Genomic DNA, 17,918 nt, shown 5'->3' with positions numbered 1-17,918 from the left:
GAATTATAAAGATATAAAAAAAGCTAAGTTTTTTCGCGGTTTTTATTTTTAACTATTTAATAACCAACAGTTTTTTGAGAAGTATAATCTTAATGTGGTCCTTGAATTAAGGACAAAAAAAAACTAGTTCATGAACTAGGATTTTTTTTGTGGACTTTCCATTTGGAGTATGTGAGCCATATTTCTGATGAGATTGTCGTGTTTTTTTACAAATGGATTTTCTTCATCCCAAACATAGCCGGCAAGTACGGCACATATTTTTCTTTTTACATCAGGGTTTTCAGGTTGGTGAAAAAATAGGGTTTGCAGATTTCCGGTGTACCACTCTTTTACGTAAGTGGTAAAAACGGCAATACCTCTTTTCATATATCCAGTAAATTCAGTTTCCCAATCTACAGTAATTCCCTGTGATTCTTTGAGGTATAGTTTGGCGGCAAGCATACCTGACTCGGTTGCAAATGCAACACCAGACGAGAATACGGGATCCAAGAACTCTGAGCTGTTTCCAGTAAGTGCAAAACCATCTCCATACATTTTTTTGACTGATCGAGAGTAATTTTCTAATTTGATAGGTTCAAATATAAAATCAACTCCTTTAAATCGTTTGATATAAAAATCAGAAAGTAGAATGGCATTTTTCAACGCTTCGGCATTGTCTTTATTAGCAGAAAGTGAATTGATAAAATCCGTTGGACCCACAACGCCAAGACTTGTATTGCCGTTTGAAAAAGGAATAACCCATAACCAAACTTCGGTTTCGAGTATGTCAAATGAAATCAGTGTACCTTCTTCGCCTTCGGGACGGTTGATGTCTACAACATGCGTAAAAATTGAAGAATGTGGATCTAATTTTGAAGGTGTATCCAAGTCCAAAAGACGTGGTAATACTCTTCCATAACCACTAGAATCGATGATGAATTTAGCGTGAATTTCTTTTAAATTACCTAGTTTATCTTTTACAACAGTAGTTGAATTTTTTCCTTCAAAAGTAACAGAAACCACTTCCGATTCAAATTCTAAATCAATGCCTTTTCGAATCACTTCCTGAGCCATAGTGTTGTCAAAATCGGCTCTGGGTACTTGCCAGGTCCAATCCCAACCTTCGGAAAATTTATTGCTAAAATCAAAAACACAGACTTCTTCTCCACGTATAAATCGAGCTCCCAATTTTTTTTCAAAGTTCATGGCATCCAAACATTCAAATAATTCGGCTTCCGCAAAATGATCCATAACTCTTGGAATAAGGCTTTCACCTACAACTATTCGAGGAAATTTAGTTTTTTCTACAACCTTAATTTTGATCCCTTTTTTATGAAGATAGGAAGCAGATACACATCCGGATGGTCCTGCTCCAATGATTAAAACATCTACGAATTCTTGTAACATTTATTTATTGCAATTAAAGTTTTTGTAAAGAGCGTGCCGTGATTTATAGCTTCGACTAGAAAATACGTCGTTATGGTGCAAAATTAAAGATTAATAGAGTTATAAAGCTCTTTTTTTACATTTAATCAAGGTGTGGCTCATCCCAATAATTTCATGCATTTGATCTACAACAAATCCAGCTTTTTCGATTATTTTCAAGATGTCCTCTGAATGAAACATTTGACTGTTTCCATTGGCAACCGCCGTAAAATATAAAGAAGTGGCATGTAGGCTGTAAGTTGATGCCTGAAATTTTTGCAAATCCCAAAATGTTTCCAAAATATAAAAACTAGCATCATCTGCCATGGCATCATGGGCTCGTATGAAAAGACTGTAAACTTCTTCCAAAGAGAAACAATCAATAAACTGGCTCATCCAGATAATGTCGGCTCCTTTTGGGAAAGGAATTGTGCTGTCTAATAAGTTGGTGCCTATCGTAGAAATTCGATCTTCAAAACCTGCGTCGGCTATATTTTTCTGTGCCACTTTTACCTGTCCTGGTAAATCCAAAATAGTGATTTTTACCGTTGGGTCATATTTAGCACACTGCAAAGAAAATTTTCCGGTATTACCTCCAACATCCAAAAATGATTTAGGATTATTGTCAAATAAAATAGGCATAATTTCTGGAAAAGTATAATCCGAATAAAAGTGATCGAAGTCAAACCAGCTTTTTTTGATCTTTTCAGGTAATTCAGATAAACCGATATATACAGTGTCCCAATTTCCCAATTCTTTCAGTCCTTCCGGTTTTCCATTTACTATAGATTCTTCCAAATGGTTTATCGCCAGATAATTTACATCTTGGGTGAAATCCATATTTACATTGGTCATTTTATCCCTTAATATGAAATAACCAGTTTTTGTGAGTATGAATTCATTGTCTTTTAAATAAACCATCTCCAAGCTTAAACCTGCTTCGAGTAAAACTTTTACACCATAAACAGATAAGTTTAAGTCCGCTGCTATGGTTTCAATACTTGCTTTGTCTTTATTAAATAGGTATTCTAAAATACCCAAATTCCGAAGTGATTTTGCTGCTTGAAACATAATTGGGGCAAAAGCAATTTTTTGGGCGTCTAAATTCGCTTGAACAACATTTTTTTTGTCAGAACCAAAATCTTTCATTCTTTTTTGTTATTTATGATGGAATAGTAAGTGCTTGTTAATATATTAGTTATGTTTGTTTTTTTGATTTGTAGAACAAAAAAAACATAGGTTTACTAATTTTAGCGATATTGTGCTACATTTGTTTATCCAAATTAACCACATTAAATTCTAAATAAAAATTAATTTTTGATATATTTAGTTGAAAAAATAATACAAATTGAATGAATACTATAAAGGAATTTTTAAGTCTAGAAGAGTTTGAGTCTGTAATCTTTAATAATGACAAAATAAATATTAGCCAAGTTGTTTTAGATAGAGTTAATGAAAGTTTTGATTTTCTAAAAGAATTCTCAGTTAATAAAATTATTTACGGTGTAAATACGGGATTTGGGCCAATGGCTCAATATCGTATTAAAGATGAAGATCGTATACAATTGCAATATAATTTAATACGAAGTCATGCTTCTGGTACAGGAAAACCGCTGAATGCAATCTGTGTTAAAGCAGCAATTTTGGCTAGGCTAAATACACTTTCCTTGGGGAATTCTGGAGTTCATTCTTCAGTGATTCATTTGATGAAAGAATTAATTAATAGAGATATTACTCCTTTAATTTTTGAACATGGTGGTGTTGGAGCCAGTGGTGATTTAGTGCAATTGGCACATTTGGCTTTGGTTCTTATTGGTGAAGGAGAGGTTTTTTACAAAGGAGAAAGAAGACCTACACAAGAGGTTTTTGTCATAGAAAAACTGGAACCTATCCAAGTAGAAATTAGAGAAGGATTGGCTTTGATGAATGGAACGTCAGTAATGACTGGAATTGGTGTTGTTAACGTTCATTATGCTAATAAATTATTGGATTGGTCTATTAAATTTTCTTGTGCTATCAATGAACTTGTACAAGCATACGACGATCATTTTTCGGAAGAGTTAAACAGTACAAAGCGTCATAAAGGACAGAGAGAGGTAGCTTCGAGAATGAGAACAAATCTTGAGGATAGTACTTTAATCAGAAAAAGAGAAGATCATTTATATTCTGGAGAAAATACTGAAGATGTTTTCAAAGAAAAAGTTCAGGAATATTATTCTTTACGTTGTGTTCCTCAAATTCTTGGGCCAATACTTGAAACTATAAGTAATGTTTCTTCTATTTTGGAAGAAGAATTTAACTCAGCAAATGATAATCCAATTATAGACGTGAAAAACCAGCATGTATATCATGGTGGTAATTTCCATGGAGATTATATTTCGTTAGAAATGGATAAATTGAAAATCGTAATTACCAAATTAACGATGCTTGCAGAACGTCAATTGAATTATTTATTGAATTCAAAAATAAACGAAATTCTTCCTCCATTTGTGAATTTGGGGACTTTGGGATTCAATTTTGGTATGCAGGGAGTACAGTTTACGGCGACTTCAACAACTGCCGAAAATCAGATGTTGTCGAATCCGATGTATGTTCATAGTATTCCAAATAATAATGACAATCAAGATATTGTAAGTATGGGAACTAATGCTGCCGTAATTACATCAAAAGTTATTGAAAATGCATTTGAAGTACTCGCTATCGAATTAATCACCATTGTTCAGGCAATTGATTATTTGGAACAAAAAGACCAAATTTCATCTGTAACCAGAAAAATATATGATGATATTCGTGTCATTATTCCAAGATTCGAAAAAGATCAGGTAATGTATCCTTTTGTACAAAAAGTGAAAGATTATTTGATTAATAACTAATATTGAAATAGCTTTATATGAAATGTGCATTGGTAACAGGAGGTTCTAGAGGAATTGGTAACGCTATTTGTGAAAAACTGTCACAAGACAGCAGTTATCATATTCTGATTAATTATTATTCCAATAAAGAAGAAGCGGAAAATACACTAGAAAAAGTAATTGGAAACGGGGCTACAGGAGAAATTTTAAAATTTGATGTTGCCAATTTTGATGAAGTGCAATCAGTATTGACACAATGGCAAGAGGCAAATCCAGAAGCAATTGTAGAAGCAATTATAAATAACGCAGGAATTACTAAAGACGGTTTATTCATGTGGATGAGTTTGGAAGATTGGTCAAGTGTTATCAACACCAGTTTAAATGGTTTTTTTAATGTGACTAACTTTTTTATGCAAAAAATGTTGCGAAATAAATACGGCCGAATTGTGAATATCGTTTCACTTTCGGGAGTAAAAGGAACGGCGGGGCAGACAAATTATTCAGCGGCAAAAGGTGCGTTGGTAGGAGCAACTAAGGCTTTGGCACAAGAAGTTGCCAAAAGAAATATCACTGTGAATGCTGTAGCTCCAGGTTTTATAAGAACAAATATGACCAGCCATCTTGATGAAAAAGAATTAATTAAAATGATTCCAGTGAATCGTTTTGGCGAAGCCGAAGAAGTTGCTGATCTAGTTAGCTTTTTGGTTTCAAAGAAATCAAGCTATATTACTGGTGAGGTTATCAATATAAATGGTGGAATTTATTCATAAATAATACAAAAGAAAATGAATAAAAGAGTTGTCATTACTGGAATGGGGATTTATTCCTGTATCGGAACATCGTTAGACGAGGTAAAAGATTCATTATATCAAGGGAAATCTGGTATTTCGTTTGATCAAGAACGAAAAGAATTTGGTTTTCAATCAGCCTTAACCGGAATGGTTCCTAGACCAGATTTGAAAAATTTGCTTACTAGAAGGCAAAGAATAAGTCTTGGGGAAGAAACCGAATATGCTTATATGGCGACAGTTGAAGCCTTAAGAAATGCCAATATTGATGATGCTTTCTTTGATGAAAATGAAGTTGGGATAATGTATGGCAATGATAGTGCTTCGAAATCTGTTATCGAAGCAACCGACATTATTAGAGATAAAAAAGATTCTGCGTTAATTGGTTCAGGAGCTATTTTTAAATCGATGAATTCAACGGTTACGATGAATCTTTCGACTATTTTTAAAATGAGAGGAATTAATTTAACGGTCAGTGCGGCCTGTGCAAGCGGGTCACATTCTATTGGATTGGCCTATTTTTTAATAAAAAGTGGTTTTCAGGACGTAATTATTTGTGGTGGAGCACAAGAAATTAACAAATATGCCATGTGCAGTTTTGACGGTTTGGGTGTTTTTTCTCCAAGGGAAGACGAACCTACGAAAGCCTCAAGGCCTTTTGATATCAATCGAGATGGTTTAATTCCTAGTGGTGGTGGAGCTACTTTAGTTTTAGAATCTTATGAATCAGCTATCAAAAGAGGCGCTCCTATTTTGGCAGAAGTTGTAGGTTATGGTTTTTCGTCCAATGGCGGCCATATTTCGACACCAAATGTGGAAGGACCATCTACAGCTATGCAAAGAGCGTTGGACGAAGCAGGAATAAAAGCAAGCGAAGTGGATTACATTAATGCCCATGCTACATCAACACCAGTGGGCGATGACAATGAGGCAAAAGCAATTTTTAAAGTCTTTGGTGAAAGCAATCCTTATGTGAGTTCGACAAAGTCAATGACCGGGCATGAATGCTGGATGGCTGGTGCCAGCGAGGTCATTTATTCGATATTAATGATGCAAAACGATTTCATTGCGCCAAACATTAATTTGGAAACGCCAGATGAGGATGCTGCAAAATTAAATTTGGTTAAAACCACTTTAAATAAAAAATTTGACATATTTTTGTCGAATTCCTTCGGTTTTGGAGGTACGAATTCAGCATTAGTAGTTAAAAAGTATAAAAAAAATAATGAATAAAGAAGCAATCATAGAGAAGATTAATGATTTTTTAATTGATGAATTTGAGGTAGATGGAGATGATATTCAGGCAGATGCAAATTTGAAAGTCACTTTGGGATTAGATAGTTTAGACTATGTAGATTTAGTTGTCTCTATTGAATCAAACTTTGGTGTAAAACTAGTTGAAGCAGATTTTGTGGGAATAGACACATTCCAAGATTTTTATGATTTAATAGAAAATAAGCTTAAAAGTAAAGCGTAATTTATATTTTTTAGATGTAACAAGCATTCTAAAATCTACAATCTAAATCCATAATTTAAAATGAGTCAATGGGATGGAAAATCTAAAGGGACTGTTTTAGGATACAAAATTTTTGTTTTTTTTATTAAAAAAGTAGGAATTAAAGCGGCTTATCTTATCCTTTATTTTGTAGCAACTTATTATTTTCTTTTCCTAAAAAAAAGTAATACCTCAATCTTTTATTATTTTAGAAAAAGATTGGGGTATTCCTATTTAAAATCAAAAAGAATGGTTTTCAAAAGTTATTATACTTTTGGACAGACTATTATAGATAAAATTGCCATTGGTGCCGGAATGAAAGATAAGTTCACCTATGAACATGATGGGGGAGAAATCATTATTAAACTTTTGAAGGAAAAAAAAGGAGGAGTGCTCATTAGTGCCCATATTGGAAATTTTGAAATTGCAAAACATTTTTTTAGCGAAGTTGATGTTGATTTTCAAATAAACCTTGTCGCTACCGATCTGGAACATACCGCCATCAAAAAATATCTTGAAAGTGTAACCGAAAAACCGACCATAAACTTCATATTGATAGGAGACGATTTGTCACATATATTTGAGATCAATTCGGCTTTAGAAAGAAATGAACTCGTTTGTTTTACAGGGGATAGGTATTTAGAAGGAGTAAAATCGCTGAGTGAAGAATTATTGGGCGAAGAAGCTCTTTTTCCGGCAGGACCGTTTCTCATATCTTCCCGCTTAAAAGTTCCGGTTGTTTTTGTTTATGTAATGAAAGAACCCAATTTACATTATCATCTTTATACCAGAGAAGCGAAAGTAAAGCATCGTGACGAAAAAGGATTGTTGAAAGAATATACCCAAAGTGTTGAATCAATGGTTAAAAAATACCCTTTGCAATGGTTTAATTATTTTGATTTTTGGAATAAAATCGATAAATAATAACAATTATTTAAACTGTTATTCTGTTTTTATCTCATGCTTCATAGTTTCAAAGGCAAAATGTTTTTGTAGTTATGAGTTTTTGTCTCTTTAACAGCGAATTGACTAAGAAAAAAGAATTGCAATTATTTTTTTATTTTTTTTTGAAGTTACGGATCTAACATTCTTATTATTAAAGGTTTGGTTTTTGTGTGGAATAGTTTGCCTAATTGCAAGACTGTATTTCGTTTTAAACAAATAAACGACCATTAGGATAAATTATATTTTTTATTTAGATTAGCTTTTATAAATTGCAAAAAAATGAAAAATATCCTTGTTGTCTATTATTCCCAAAGCGGACAATTGGAATCTATTGCAAGAAACATTGCAAAGCCCCTTTTGGATTCAGATGAGATTAATGTTATATTTCATGAAATTAAGTTGGAAAAACCATTTCCTTTTCCTTGGAATAGCGAAGCTTTTTTTGATGCTTTTCCAGAATCTTTTTTGCAGATTCCAACGCCTTTAAAGCCAATTTCTCCTGAGATTTTGAATACAAAATTTGATTTAATTCTGTTGAATTATCAGGTTTGGTATTTGTCTCCTTCTATTCCTGTAAATTCTTTTTTGAAAAGTCCAGAAGCAAAAACTCTTTTTAATAATACCCCTGTAATAACCATCAGCGGATCCAGAAATATGTGGATAATTGCCCAGGAAAAAATAAAAAAATTATTAAAGGATAACAATGCCCACCTCAAAGGAAATATTGCTTTAGTTGACCGAGCTGGAAATTTAATTAGTGTTGTTACAATATTTGACTGGATGCTTTCAGGAATTAAAAGAAAATACTTGGGAATTTTTCCATTGCCGGGAGTTTCGGATAAAGACATTAAAGAATCATCAATATTTGGAAAAGCTATTCTTTCTTGTTTAAATGACAATAATTTAGAGAATTTGCAATTTAAATTAGTAGAACTTGATGCCGTGAAAGTGAAACCATTTCTAATTACTGTAGATAGAACAGGGAACAAGATTTTTACTATGTGGTCCAATTTTATCATTAAAAAAGGAGCATCAAGAAAAACATGGCTTAAGGTTTTCAAAATATATTTATTTGTTGCAATATGGGTAATCTCGCCAATAGTGTTTATATTTTACCTTATTTTTTATCCATTGATGGTAAATAAAATAAAGAAAGAAAAGTCGTATTATAAAGGAATAGTAATTTAAATTTTAAAATATGTTTGATGTTTATATAACAAAGACAAGTAAGTTTTTGCCTAATAAAGTAATTTCTAATGATGAAATGGAATCTTATTTGGGCTTGATCAATAATACCATATCAAAAGTTAAAAATTTGATTCTAAGAAATAACAAGATTACTTCCCGCTATTATGCCTTAGATAAAAATGGAAAGGCGACACACACCAATGCAGAATTAACATTCAAAGCAATTGAGGCTTTGTTTGACGATGAATTCACAAAAGACGACATGGAAGTGTTGTCTTGCGGAACTTCATCACCGGATTACTTGTTGCCTTCTCATGCCTCAATGGTTCATGGATTTTTTAAAAACAAATCGGTAGAATTAAATTCGTCTGCAGGTGTTTGTAATGCCGGCATGAATGCCCTAAAGTTTGGTTTTTTGTCGGTACGATCCGGAAATTCTAAAAATGCAGTTTGCACAGGTTCAGAGCGATTTTCATCCATGTTGCTTGCAGACAGATTCGAATATGAGGTAGTCAATTTAAAAACACTAGAAGAGCAGCCTATACTAGCTTTTAAAAAGGATTTTTTACGTTTTATGTTGTCTGATGGAGCATCTGCTTTTTTATTGGAAAATGAACCAAAAGGAGAAAATCCATTAAAAATTGAGTGGATGGAAGCTTATTCTTTTGCACACGAATTAGAAACTTGCATGTATGCTGGCGGAGATAAATTAGAAAATGGGGATATTAAACCTTGGAGTGATTATAAGTCGGATGAATGGTTAGAACAATCTGTTTTTTCAATAAAACAAGATGTTAAACTTTTAGATGTAAATATAATTGTAAAGGGAGCTGATTGTATAAAAATGGCATTAGAAAAGAATAATGTTAAACCGGAAGAGGTTACTTATTTGATGCCTCATATTTCTTCCTATTATTTTGAAGATAGACTGTTAAATAGACTAACAGAAATAGGTATTGATTTACCAAAAGAAAAATGGTTTATAAACTTGAAAGATGTAGGTAATGTTGGTGCTGCTTCTGCTTTTTTAATGGTGGAAGAATTAATGAATTCAGGCCGTTTGAAAAAAGGTGATACAATTTTGCTTGCTATTCCAGAAAGCGGTAGATTTTCGTATGCATTAGCCTATTTAAAAGTTTGTTAAAGACTGTGAAAGAGTCTAGTAAAATATTCGAGAAGGATTTTGTAGAAAAATTATTGCCACAAAAGTTTCCTTTTGTAATGGTGGACAAAATGTATGATTATACGGAAACATCATTGGTTTCGGGGTTTACAATTCAAAATGACGCCATTTTTCTAGAAAAGAATAATTTTCTTGAGTCAGGAATAATAGAACATATGGCGCAATCAGTAGCATTACATACAGGATATCAGTTTTATTTAAGAAACGAACAAGCACCTACAGGTTATATTGGTTCCGTAAAAGATATTGTAATAAATAAATTGCCCCAACTTCATGACGAAATAAGAACAACAGTTTCGATATTACAGGAATTTGGAGGAATTACTTTGGTTGATGTTGTGACCAAATTGAACGATGTTGAAATAGCAAAAGGTCAAATGAAGACTGTTTTGGCTAAATAATTGAGGACAGCGTGAAAAACAAACAAACTTCAGATCCAGTTAATATTAAAAAGTATCTGCCACATAGAGCTCCGATGTTGATGGTGGATTTGATTTTGGAAATGGATGATGAAAAAGTGGAGACCGTGTTTGAAATTAAAACAGACAATATATTTCTGGAGAATGGTTTTTTTACAGAATCAGGATTAGTTGAAAATATGGCTCAAACCTGTTCATCCGTAGTCGCCAAAGATTATTTTATTGATGAAAATTATAATGATAAGGAGGATGTGAATGTAGTTGGTTTTATTAGCGGCATCAAAACGTTAAAAATTCATGCCTTGCCACAAGTTGGGAATGTTATTAATACAAAAGCTTTGTTAGCATCTAAATTTATTACAGAATCCTATAGTTTGTGTACCATGAAATGTCGAACTTTTAGAGCCGATGAATTGCTCTTGGAAGGTGAGATTACACTATTTATTCAAGAAAATAAATCATAGTAATATTATGAAAAAAGACGAAGTACCACAGGACAAAGGAAAACTTACGGAATTGGTTTATGCTACTGATGAAAAGGGAAATTATATGACCACATTGAGCACAGGTTGGGAGCCCAAAGCTATTGCATTATCAAATTCTATTGAAGAAATAAGTGAACGAATTGCTATTGCAAAAGCACAGGTAGAGAATAATGAGGTGAGTCCCATTTGTTATTATATGGAATTCTGCAGAATGGATATTGGAGTACTTTCCAGTTATGTTGGTATGTGGCAATGGCGTGTTAAAAGACACTTTAAGCCTAGAGTTTTTGAAAGATTAAGCGATTCCATTCTGAAAAAATATGCAGACTCATTCAATATTACTATCGAAGAATTGAAAAATTTTAAAACAAATTAATGGAAACAAATTTTGCACATCATCAATCGGCCCATTGTGAGAATGGAGTTGCTTCCAATTTGTTAAAACATAACGGATTGAACATTAGTGAACCTATGGTTTTCGGGATTGGTTCAGGACTGTTCTTTGTTTATTTGCCTATTTTGAGAGTGAATTATGCGCCTGCGATTAGTTATAGACCCATGCCAGGATCTATTTTTAATAAGGCGGCCAAACGTTTGGGATTAAAAATAAAAAGACAAAAATTTTCTAGCGAAGCTAATGCCATTAAAGCATTAGACGAAAATTTAAAAAATAATATTCCTTCTGGATTACAGGTTGGAGTATACAATTTAACGTATTTTCCAGATGAGTATCGTTTTCATTTTAACGCTCACAATTTGGTGGTCTATGGAAAAACGGATACTGATTATTTAATCAGCGATCCTATTATGGAAAACGTGACTACCTTGACACATGAGGAGTTGAGAAAAGTGCGCTTTGCCAAAGGTGCCTTTGCTCCAAGAGGTCAAATATATTATCCAATTCAGGTTCCTGCTCATGTCGATTTGAAAGGAGCGATTATTAAGGGAATTAAAGACACTTGCAGTAATATGTTGGCTCCAATACCAATTATCGGTGTTCGGGGAATACGACTTGTAGCCAAGCTGATTAAGAAATGGCCTATAAAAGAAGGAACTAAGAAAGCCAATCATTATTTGGCTCAAATAGTTAGAATGCAAGAAGAAATTGGTACAGGTGGTGGTGGTTTCCGATTTATATATGCTGCATTTTTACAGGAAGCAGCCGTTATACTAGGAAATGATGAACTACAAACTTTATCATTGGAAATGACCGAAATTGGTGATTTATGGAGAGATTTTGCTGTAGAAGCTTCTCGTGTTTATAAAAATAGAAGTACCAAAGTAGATGTTTACAATACACTTTCTGATGAGCTTTTGGCTATTGCCGATAGAGAAGAAGTGTTTTTTAAGAAGTTGAAAAAAGCAATAAGTTAAAAAAAATACTACCATTTTGAAATCCATTATCCAAATATCAAATTTGTCTAAAATATACAAAGATGCCGAAATGTATTCTTTGAATGATTTTTCTTTGGATATAAAAAAAGGACAAATTTTTGGTTTACTCGGGCCAAACGGTGCCGGAAAAACTACTTTGATATCGATACTTTGCGGGTTGATAAAACCTACTTCAGGTTCTTTTACAATTGATAATTTGGTTTACGCTAAAAATGCAAATGAAATCAAAAAAATCATTGGTGTCGTTCCTCAGGAATACGCTTTGTATCCAACCTTGACGGCTAGGGAAAATCTACTGTATTTTGGGAGTATGTATGGTTTAAAAGGGAATGACCTTAAAGAAAAAGTTATTGATAGTCTAGATTTTTTGGGACTATTGAAATTTGCTGACAAGCGTATTGAGACTTTTTCGGGAGGTATGAAACGACGTGTGAATTTGATTGCAGGAATTCTGCATAATCCTAAAATTCTTTTCCTTGATGAACCAACCGTAGGTGTAGATGTGCATTCAAAAAATGTTATTATTGGTTATCTTAAGGAACTCAACAAAACTGGAACTACCATTATTTATACTTCGCATCATTTATCGGAGGCACAGGATTTTTGTACCAATATTGCTATCATAGATGGAGGAATTATTCATGCTGAAGGAACACCAAAGGATTTAATTTCCGCTACTGCAAATGCCAGAAATCTGGAAGATGTTTTTATTTCATTAACCGGAAAAGAGCTGAGAGATGTTATATAAACTTTGGATGTCTGTTTATAAAGAATTCTTGTTGTTGAAACGGGATATGGGTGGGGTAGTGACTCTTTTTTTGATGCCGTTGGTATTAATCATAACGGTTACGCTCATTCAGGATAGTACTTTTAAAATGGTTAATGATGCCAAAATTCCAATCCTTTTGGTTGATTATGACAAAGGAAATGTCTCAAAAACGATTTTTGATAATTTACAAAAAAGCAATGCTTTTAGTGTTGTTACAACTATAGATAATAGAGCAATTACGGAGGCTGTCGCCAAAGAAGCCGTTTTTAAGGGCAAATACCAGTTGGCTATTGTTATACCATCTCATTTAAGTACCGATTTGCAAGCTAAGATTGATCAGAATGTCCAAAAAATTGTTAGTAGTTTGGGCTTTGCTGATTCTTTGGCAACAAAATCAAAGGCTAAATTAGTTAATCAAAAAGAAGTCAAACTTTATTTTGACCCTGCTGTGCAGCTGAGTTTTAAAAGTGGCGTAATGAATGGGATTGACAAAATGATTTCTCAAATAGAGACCAAATCAATCTATACTACTTTTCAACAGCAACTAGGGGAAGAAGATGCCAAATTTGAACAAAAAAGTTTTATTACCTTCAAAGAGATTGTCCCTAAAATCAATAATAAAGATATTACTCCAAATTCGGTTCAGCATAATGTTCCCGCTTGGACGCTTTTTGCTATATTTTTTATCGTAATTCCTTTGTCTATAAACATGGTAAAGGAAAAAACACAAGGGACTTTTATTCGATTACGAACAAATCCAGTTTCCAATTATATTGTTTTGGCAGGTAAAACAGTTATGTATTTAATCATTTGTTTGATTCAATTTTATATGATGGTTGCTGTTGCCATATTTTTATTTCCGCATTTAGGTTTACCGGCACTTAACGTGGAAGGGCATCTTATTTTGATGAGTGTTGTTGCTTTGTTTTCAGGTTTAGCTGCGATTGGTTTTGGAATTTTATTGGGAACAATTGCCAAAACGCAAGAACAATCGGCTCCTTTTGGTGCTACTTCTGTGATTATTTTGGCGGCAATTGGTGGAGTTTGGGTTCCTGTATTTGCTATGCCTAAAATAATGCAAATCATTGCACAATCCTCACCGATGAACTGGGGACTTGAAGCATTTTATGATGTACTTTTGCGAAACGCATCACTTTGGGATTTGGTTCCAGAATTATTTTTATTATTTTTATTTTTCGTAGTTACCACAACATTAGCATTGCTGTATGATAAGAAGAAAAGAGCTGTATAAAGAGGCAACCGATTTGACCGTTTCAGAAGAGATTCGGGTACGATTCAACGAAACTGACCCGCTAGGAATAGTGTGGCACGGTTACTATATTACTTATTTTGAAGATGGAAGAGAAGCTTTTGGCCGTCATCATGGGATTTCCTATTTGGATATTGCTGATAGGGGTTATACTACTCCAATTGTAAAATCGACTTGTGAACATAAATTATCACTGCGTTATGGCGACGTGATTCGTATAGAAACCACTATTGTTGATTCGCCAGCGGCAAAAATGATTTTTAGATACAAGATATTTGATGCCAAAAATGAAATTGCCTGTACAGGAGAAACTATTCAGGTTTTTTTGGATAATCAAGGCGAATTAATGTTGACGAATCCTCCATTTTTTGAAGAATGGAAAAGGAAAGTGGGTTTGATAAAAGAATGATAAAAGAAGTATATATAACCGAAACAAATTGCATTACACCCATTGGGTTTGATGTGGCTTCCAATACAAAAAACATTGCGGATGCTGTTTCAGGTATTCAATTGCATGAGAAGCCTAAGTTGTTTAATGTCCCATTTTATGCTTCCATAATTAATGATGCCGATTTGGATTTGGCTTTCGCCAAACTGACTTTGGACAAGAATTTTTCCAGATTGGAGAAAATGATGATTTTGGCTTTGGAACCAATCATCAAAAAATCAAAAGTTGTTTTGAATGAACGAACTGCATTTATACTTTCTACAACAAAGGGGAATGTTACTGCATTAGAAAATCAAAATATAGAACCTGCGTATTTGGATCAATTAGCAAAAACTGTTGCTGATTTTTTCGAATTTAAAACGGAACCTATTGTAGTTTCAAATGCGTGCGTTTCTGGAATATTAGCTGTTTCAGTTGCCAAAAGATTGATTCAAGCCGAGATGTATGACAACATATTTGTGGTGGCTGGCGATGAAGTTTCGAAGTTTGTTTTGTCAGGATTCAATTCGTTTCAGGCGATGAGTGATTTGCCATGCAAACCGTATTCAATAAATAGAGCAGGAGTAACATTGGGAGAAGCTGCTGTTGCAGTTTTGATTTCTTCAAATAAAGATAATGCCAAAATAAAGATTTTAGGAGATGGTTCTATCAATGATGCAAATCATATTTCTGGACCATCAAGAACAGGTGAAGGGCTTTATAGAAGCATTCAAAGTGCTTTGGCGGAAGCCAAAATAAACAGTGATCAAATAGATTATATTTCGGCACACGGTACAGCAACTCCTTTTAATGACGAAATGGAAGCCATAGCATTGAATAGATTAGGACTTGAGAATGTTCCGCTGAATAGCCTTAAAGGGTTTTATGGGCATACACTAGGGGCTTCAGGATTGTTGGAGACCGTAATTGGAATTCAATCGGTACTAGAAAATAAATTGTTTGTTTCATTGGGATTTGATACCATTGGAGTGAGTCAGCCAATTAATGTCATAGAAAAAAATGAAGATAAAAATATTCGTTATTTTCTAAAAACAGCATCAGGATTTGGTGGCTGTAATACGGCAGTTTTATTCGAAAAAGTAAACTAATGACAGCAAATAAAGCCTATATAAAATCTTTTTGTACCATTCAGAATAATCAAATTTTGCTGAATGGGGAAGTTGTTTTTAGCAGGGAACCAAACTCATTTTCTGATTTTTCAAAGAAAACGTATCAGTATTTGGAAATGAATTATCCTAAGTTTTTTAAAATGGATAATTTGAGTAAATTGGCTTTTTTGGGGGCAGAATTACTTCTGAAAACTGAAGGTGATTCCTCAACAGAAAATAATACGGCATTGGTATTTGCTAACAAGTCATCAAGTTTAGATACTGATGTAAAATACCAAAATTCAATTTCAGATCCGGAAAATTATTATCCAAGTCCAGCCGTTTTTGTTTATACCTTGCCTAATATATGTTTGGGAGAAATTAGTATCAAGCATCAATTGAAAAGCGAAAATTCTTTCTTTATATTTGTGGATTACAACCCTGAATTTATGGAGAAATACAGTGCCATACTTTTAGAAACCAAAAAAGCGGATAAAGTATTATGTGGCTGGGTTGAATATTATAATGAAGATTACAAAGCCTTTCTATATTTAGTGGATAAGAAAGGCGAAATAGAACACAATCAAGAAATATTAAAAAAACTATACAATCAATAATTATGGAAGCATTAAAGCAAGAATTAAAAAGTAAAATCATTGAAGTTTTAAACTTAGAAGATATAGCAATAGCAGATATAAACGATGATGATGCCTTATTTGGCGACGGATTGGGACTTGATTCTATTGATGCATTGGAACTTATTGTAATGCTGGATAAAGATTATGGAATTAAATTAGTTGACCCGAAAGAGGGAAAAACTATTTTTAAATCTATAGAAACAATGGCTGGATATATCGCTGAAAATAGAGTTAAGTAAGTTTAGGTTTTAGACTTCTTTGATTTTTAGACTTTAATCGGTTTCTAAAAAAGAAGAGTGAGTAATCTAATAGTCCAAAAGTCCAATAATCTAAGAAATTTAAAATGCATAAAGGTATCGCCATAACAGGAATGGGTATTATTTCTTCAATCGGGAATTCGGTTGAGGAGAATTACAATGCATTGTTGAATAGTCAAGCAGGAATTACAAGTATCGAAAATATAGCGACGGTACATGTTGATGTAATAAAGGTTGGCGAAATAAAGAAAACCAATCAAGATTTAGTTGAAGAATTGCGATTAGGAAATGATAATAATTTTTCCAGAACGGCTATGCTGGGAACAATTGCAGCCAAACAAGCTGTGAAAAATGCAGGAATAACTTCGATTAATGAGTACAGGACTGGCTTAATTTCGGCTACGAGTGTGGGTGGGATGGATATGACGGAACGCTATTACCACGAATATTTTGATAATCCTGAAGTTGTAAAATACATTAGTAGTCATAATGCGGGTGATAATACCGATAAAATCGCCAGTGAATTAGGACTAAAAGGTATGGTCACTACGATTAGTACGGCCTGTTCTTCTGCTGCAAATGCTATTATGTTAGGGGCACGATTGATAAAATCAGGTAAATTGGATCGCGTTATTGTAGGAGGAACCGATGCTTTGTCCAAATTTACTATTAATGGTTTTAAAACGCTTATGATTTTGTCTGATGGTTACAATAAGCCATTTGATAATGACAGAAACGGTTTGAATCTTGGTGAAGCCGCTGCTTATTTGGTTTTGGAATCAGAGGAATTGGTGAAAAAGGAAAATAAAAAAGTATTAGCACGAGTTTCTGGTTATGGAAATGCAAATGATGCTTTTCATCAGACTGCCTCTTCAGAAAATGGTGATGGTGCTTTCTTGGCTATGGAAAAAGCTTTTAAAATAGCCCAATTACAACCAGAACAAATCAATTATATCAATGTTCACGGTACAGCAACTCCCAATAATGATTTGTCCGAAGGTAGAGCGATAGCCCGATTGTTTGGAGAAAGTAAAGTTCCGGATTTTAGTTCAACCAAACCGTTTACTGGGCATACTTTGGCGGCTGCGGCTGCTATTGAAGCAGTTTACAGTGTATTGGCCATTCAGAATAATGTGGTTTTCCCGAATCTTAATTTTAAAACACCAATGGAAGAATTTAATCTTCTGCCACAAACTACTTTAAAACATAAAAACATTGAACACGTACTTTCTAATTCTTTTGGATTTGGAGGAAATTGTTCAACTCTTATATTTTCTAAAAGCGAATAAGAACA

General features: G+C 33.5%; 20 protein-coding genes. 18 read left to right on the top strand and 2 right to left on the bottom strand.

What is annotated here, in order from left to right; all coding sequences use genetic code 11:
* Window positions 1-135 precede the first annotated feature (135 nt).
* Window positions 136-1,386 carry an NAD(P)/FAD-dependent oxidoreductase gene (locus AC1DY0_RS15605; RefSeq protein WP_477189507.1) on the bottom strand — a complete coding sequence of 417 codons (1,251 nt, stop codon included), beginning with the start codon at window positions 1,384-1,386 and terminating at the stop codon, window positions 136-138.
* 99 nt (window positions 1,387-1,485) lie between these two features.
* Complete coding sequence (locus AC1DY0_RS15600) at window positions 1,486-2,553, bottom strand: methyltransferase (protein ID WP_477189506.1); 1,068 nt, start codon at window positions 2,551-2,553, stop codon at window positions 1,486-1,488.
* Window positions 2,554-2,756: 203 nt separating this feature from the next.
* Here AC1DY0_RS15600 and flxA point away from each other — a divergent pair, with 203 nt between their 5' ends.
* The 18 genes from flxA (at window position 2,757) to AC1DY0_RS15510 (ending at window position 17,913) form a co-directional block, all read left to right on the top strand.
* Window positions 2,757-4,277 carry a flexirubin biosynthesis tyrosine ammonia-lyase FlxA gene (gene flxA, locus AC1DY0_RS15595; RefSeq protein WP_477189505.1) on the top strand — a complete coding sequence of 507 codons (1,521 nt, stop codon included), beginning with the start codon at window positions 2,757-2,759 and terminating at the stop codon, window positions 4,275-4,277.
* Window positions 4,278-4,294: 17 nt separating this feature from the next.
* Window positions 4,295-5,026 carry a flexirubin biosynthesis SDR family reductase FlxB gene (gene flxB / locus AC1DY0_RS15590; RefSeq protein ID WP_477189504.1) on the top strand — a complete coding sequence of 244 codons (732 nt, stop codon included), beginning with the start codon at window positions 4,295-4,297 and terminating at the stop codon, window positions 5,024-5,026.
* Between the two features lie 15 nt (window positions 5,027-5,041).
* Window positions 5,042-6,277: a beta-ketoacyl-[acyl-carrier-protein] synthase family protein gene (locus AC1DY0_RS15585; protein ID WP_477189503.1), complete on the top strand. Its 1,236-nt coding sequence runs from the start codon at window positions 5,042-5,044 to the stop codon at window positions 6,275-6,277.
* Window positions 6,270-6,521, top strand: coding sequence for an acyl carrier protein (locus AC1DY0_RS15580; RefSeq protein ID WP_477189502.1), 252 nt, complete (start codon window positions 6,270-6,272; stop codon window positions 6,519-6,521). Before AC1DY0_RS15585 ends, AC1DY0_RS15580 begins: the two co-directional genes overlap by 8 nt.
* Window positions 6,522-6,581: 60 nt before the next feature.
* Window positions 6,582-7,463 carry an LpxL/LpxP family acyltransferase gene (locus tag AC1DY0_RS15575; RefSeq protein WP_477189501.1) on the top strand — a complete coding sequence of 294 codons (882 nt, stop codon included), beginning with the start codon at window positions 6,582-6,584 and terminating at the stop codon, window positions 7,461-7,463.
* Window positions 7,464-7,763: 300 nt separating this feature from the next.
* Window positions 7,764-8,672, top strand: coding sequence for an NADPH-dependent FMN reductase family protein (locus tag AC1DY0_RS15570; RefSeq protein WP_477189500.1), 909 nt, complete (start codon window positions 7,764-7,766; stop codon window positions 8,670-8,672).
* A gap of 10 nt (window positions 8,673-8,682) precedes the next feature.
* Complete coding sequence (gene darB, locus AC1DY0_RS15565; RefSeq protein WP_477189499.1) at window positions 8,683-9,816, top strand: dialkylresorcinol biosynthesis protein DarB; 1,134 nt, start codon at window positions 8,683-8,685, stop codon at window positions 9,814-9,816.
* 5 nt (window positions 9,817-9,821) lie between these two features.
* Complete coding sequence (locus tag AC1DY0_RS15560; protein ID WP_477189498.1) at window positions 9,822-10,256, top strand: hotdog family protein; 435 nt, start codon at window positions 9,822-9,824, stop codon at window positions 10,254-10,256.
* A gap of 11 nt (window positions 10,257-10,267) precedes the next feature.
* Window positions 10,268-10,738, top strand: coding sequence for a hotdog family protein (locus AC1DY0_RS15555; RefSeq protein ID WP_477189497.1), 471 nt, complete (start codon window positions 10,268-10,270; stop codon window positions 10,736-10,738).
* 7 nt (window positions 10,739-10,745) lie between these two features.
* Window positions 10,746-11,135 (top strand): flexirubin biosynthesis protein DarG, encoded by a 390-nt coding sequence (gene DarG / locus AC1DY0_RS15550; RefSeq protein ID WP_477189496.1) that lies wholly within the window; start codon window positions 10,746-10,748, stop codon window positions 11,133-11,135.
* On the top strand, window positions 11,135-12,133 hold the full coding sequence (gene darH / locus AC1DY0_RS15545; protein ID WP_477189495.1) for a BtrH-related acyltransferase DarH: 999 nt from the start codon (window positions 11,135-11,137) through the stop codon (window positions 12,131-12,133). Before DarG ends, darH begins: the two co-directional genes overlap by 1 nt.
* 70 nt (window positions 12,134-12,203) lie before the next feature.
* The gene (locus AC1DY0_RS15540; protein ID WP_477189546.1) at window positions 12,204-12,902 is read left to right on the top strand and encodes an ABC transporter ATP-binding protein; all 699 of its coding nucleotides are present in this window, start codon (window positions 12,204-12,206) and stop codon (window positions 12,900-12,902) included.
* The gene (locus tag AC1DY0_RS15535; RefSeq protein ID WP_477189494.1) at window positions 12,892-14,175 is read left to right on the top strand and encodes an ABC transporter permease; all 1,284 of its coding nucleotides are present in this window, start codon (window positions 12,892-12,894) and stop codon (window positions 14,173-14,175) included. Before AC1DY0_RS15540 ends, AC1DY0_RS15535 begins: the two co-directional genes overlap by 11 nt.
* Complete coding sequence (locus AC1DY0_RS15530) at window positions 14,150-14,602, top strand: acyl-CoA thioesterase (protein ID WP_477189493.1); 453 nt, start codon at window positions 14,150-14,152, stop codon at window positions 14,600-14,602. Before AC1DY0_RS15535 ends, AC1DY0_RS15530 begins: the two co-directional genes overlap by 26 nt.
* Window positions 14,599-15,729, top strand: a complete 1,131-nt coding sequence (locus AC1DY0_RS15525; RefSeq protein WP_477189492.1) for a beta-ketoacyl-[acyl-carrier-protein] synthase family protein — start codon at window positions 14,599-14,601, stop codon at window positions 15,727-15,729. The genes AC1DY0_RS15530 and AC1DY0_RS15525 overlap by 4 nt, the downstream gene beginning before the upstream one ends.
* Window positions 15,729-16,346 carry a 3-oxoacyl-ACP synthase gene (locus AC1DY0_RS15520; protein WP_477189491.1) on the top strand — a complete coding sequence of 206 codons (618 nt, stop codon included), beginning with the start codon at window positions 15,729-15,731 and terminating at the stop codon, window positions 16,344-16,346. The genes AC1DY0_RS15525 and AC1DY0_RS15520 overlap by 1 nt, the downstream gene beginning before the upstream one ends.
* A 2-nt stretch (window positions 16,347-16,348) precedes the next feature.
* Window positions 16,349-16,606 (top strand): phosphopantetheine-binding protein, encoded by a 258-nt coding sequence (locus AC1DY0_RS15515; RefSeq protein ID WP_111411481.1) that lies wholly within the window; start codon window positions 16,349-16,351, stop codon window positions 16,604-16,606.
* 104 nt (window positions 16,607-16,710) lie between these two features.
* Complete coding sequence (locus AC1DY0_RS15510; RefSeq protein WP_477189490.1) at window positions 16,711-17,913, top strand: beta-ketoacyl-[acyl-carrier-protein] synthase family protein; 1,203 nt, start codon at window positions 16,711-16,713, stop codon at window positions 17,911-17,913.
* Window positions 17,914-17,918: the final 5 nt, after the last annotated feature.

Source organism: Flavobacterium sp. P1_E4 (genome assembly GCF_056405915.1).
Note: the sequence above shows the minus strand (reverse complement) of the source record. Positions and strands in the feature narration are given on the sequence as shown.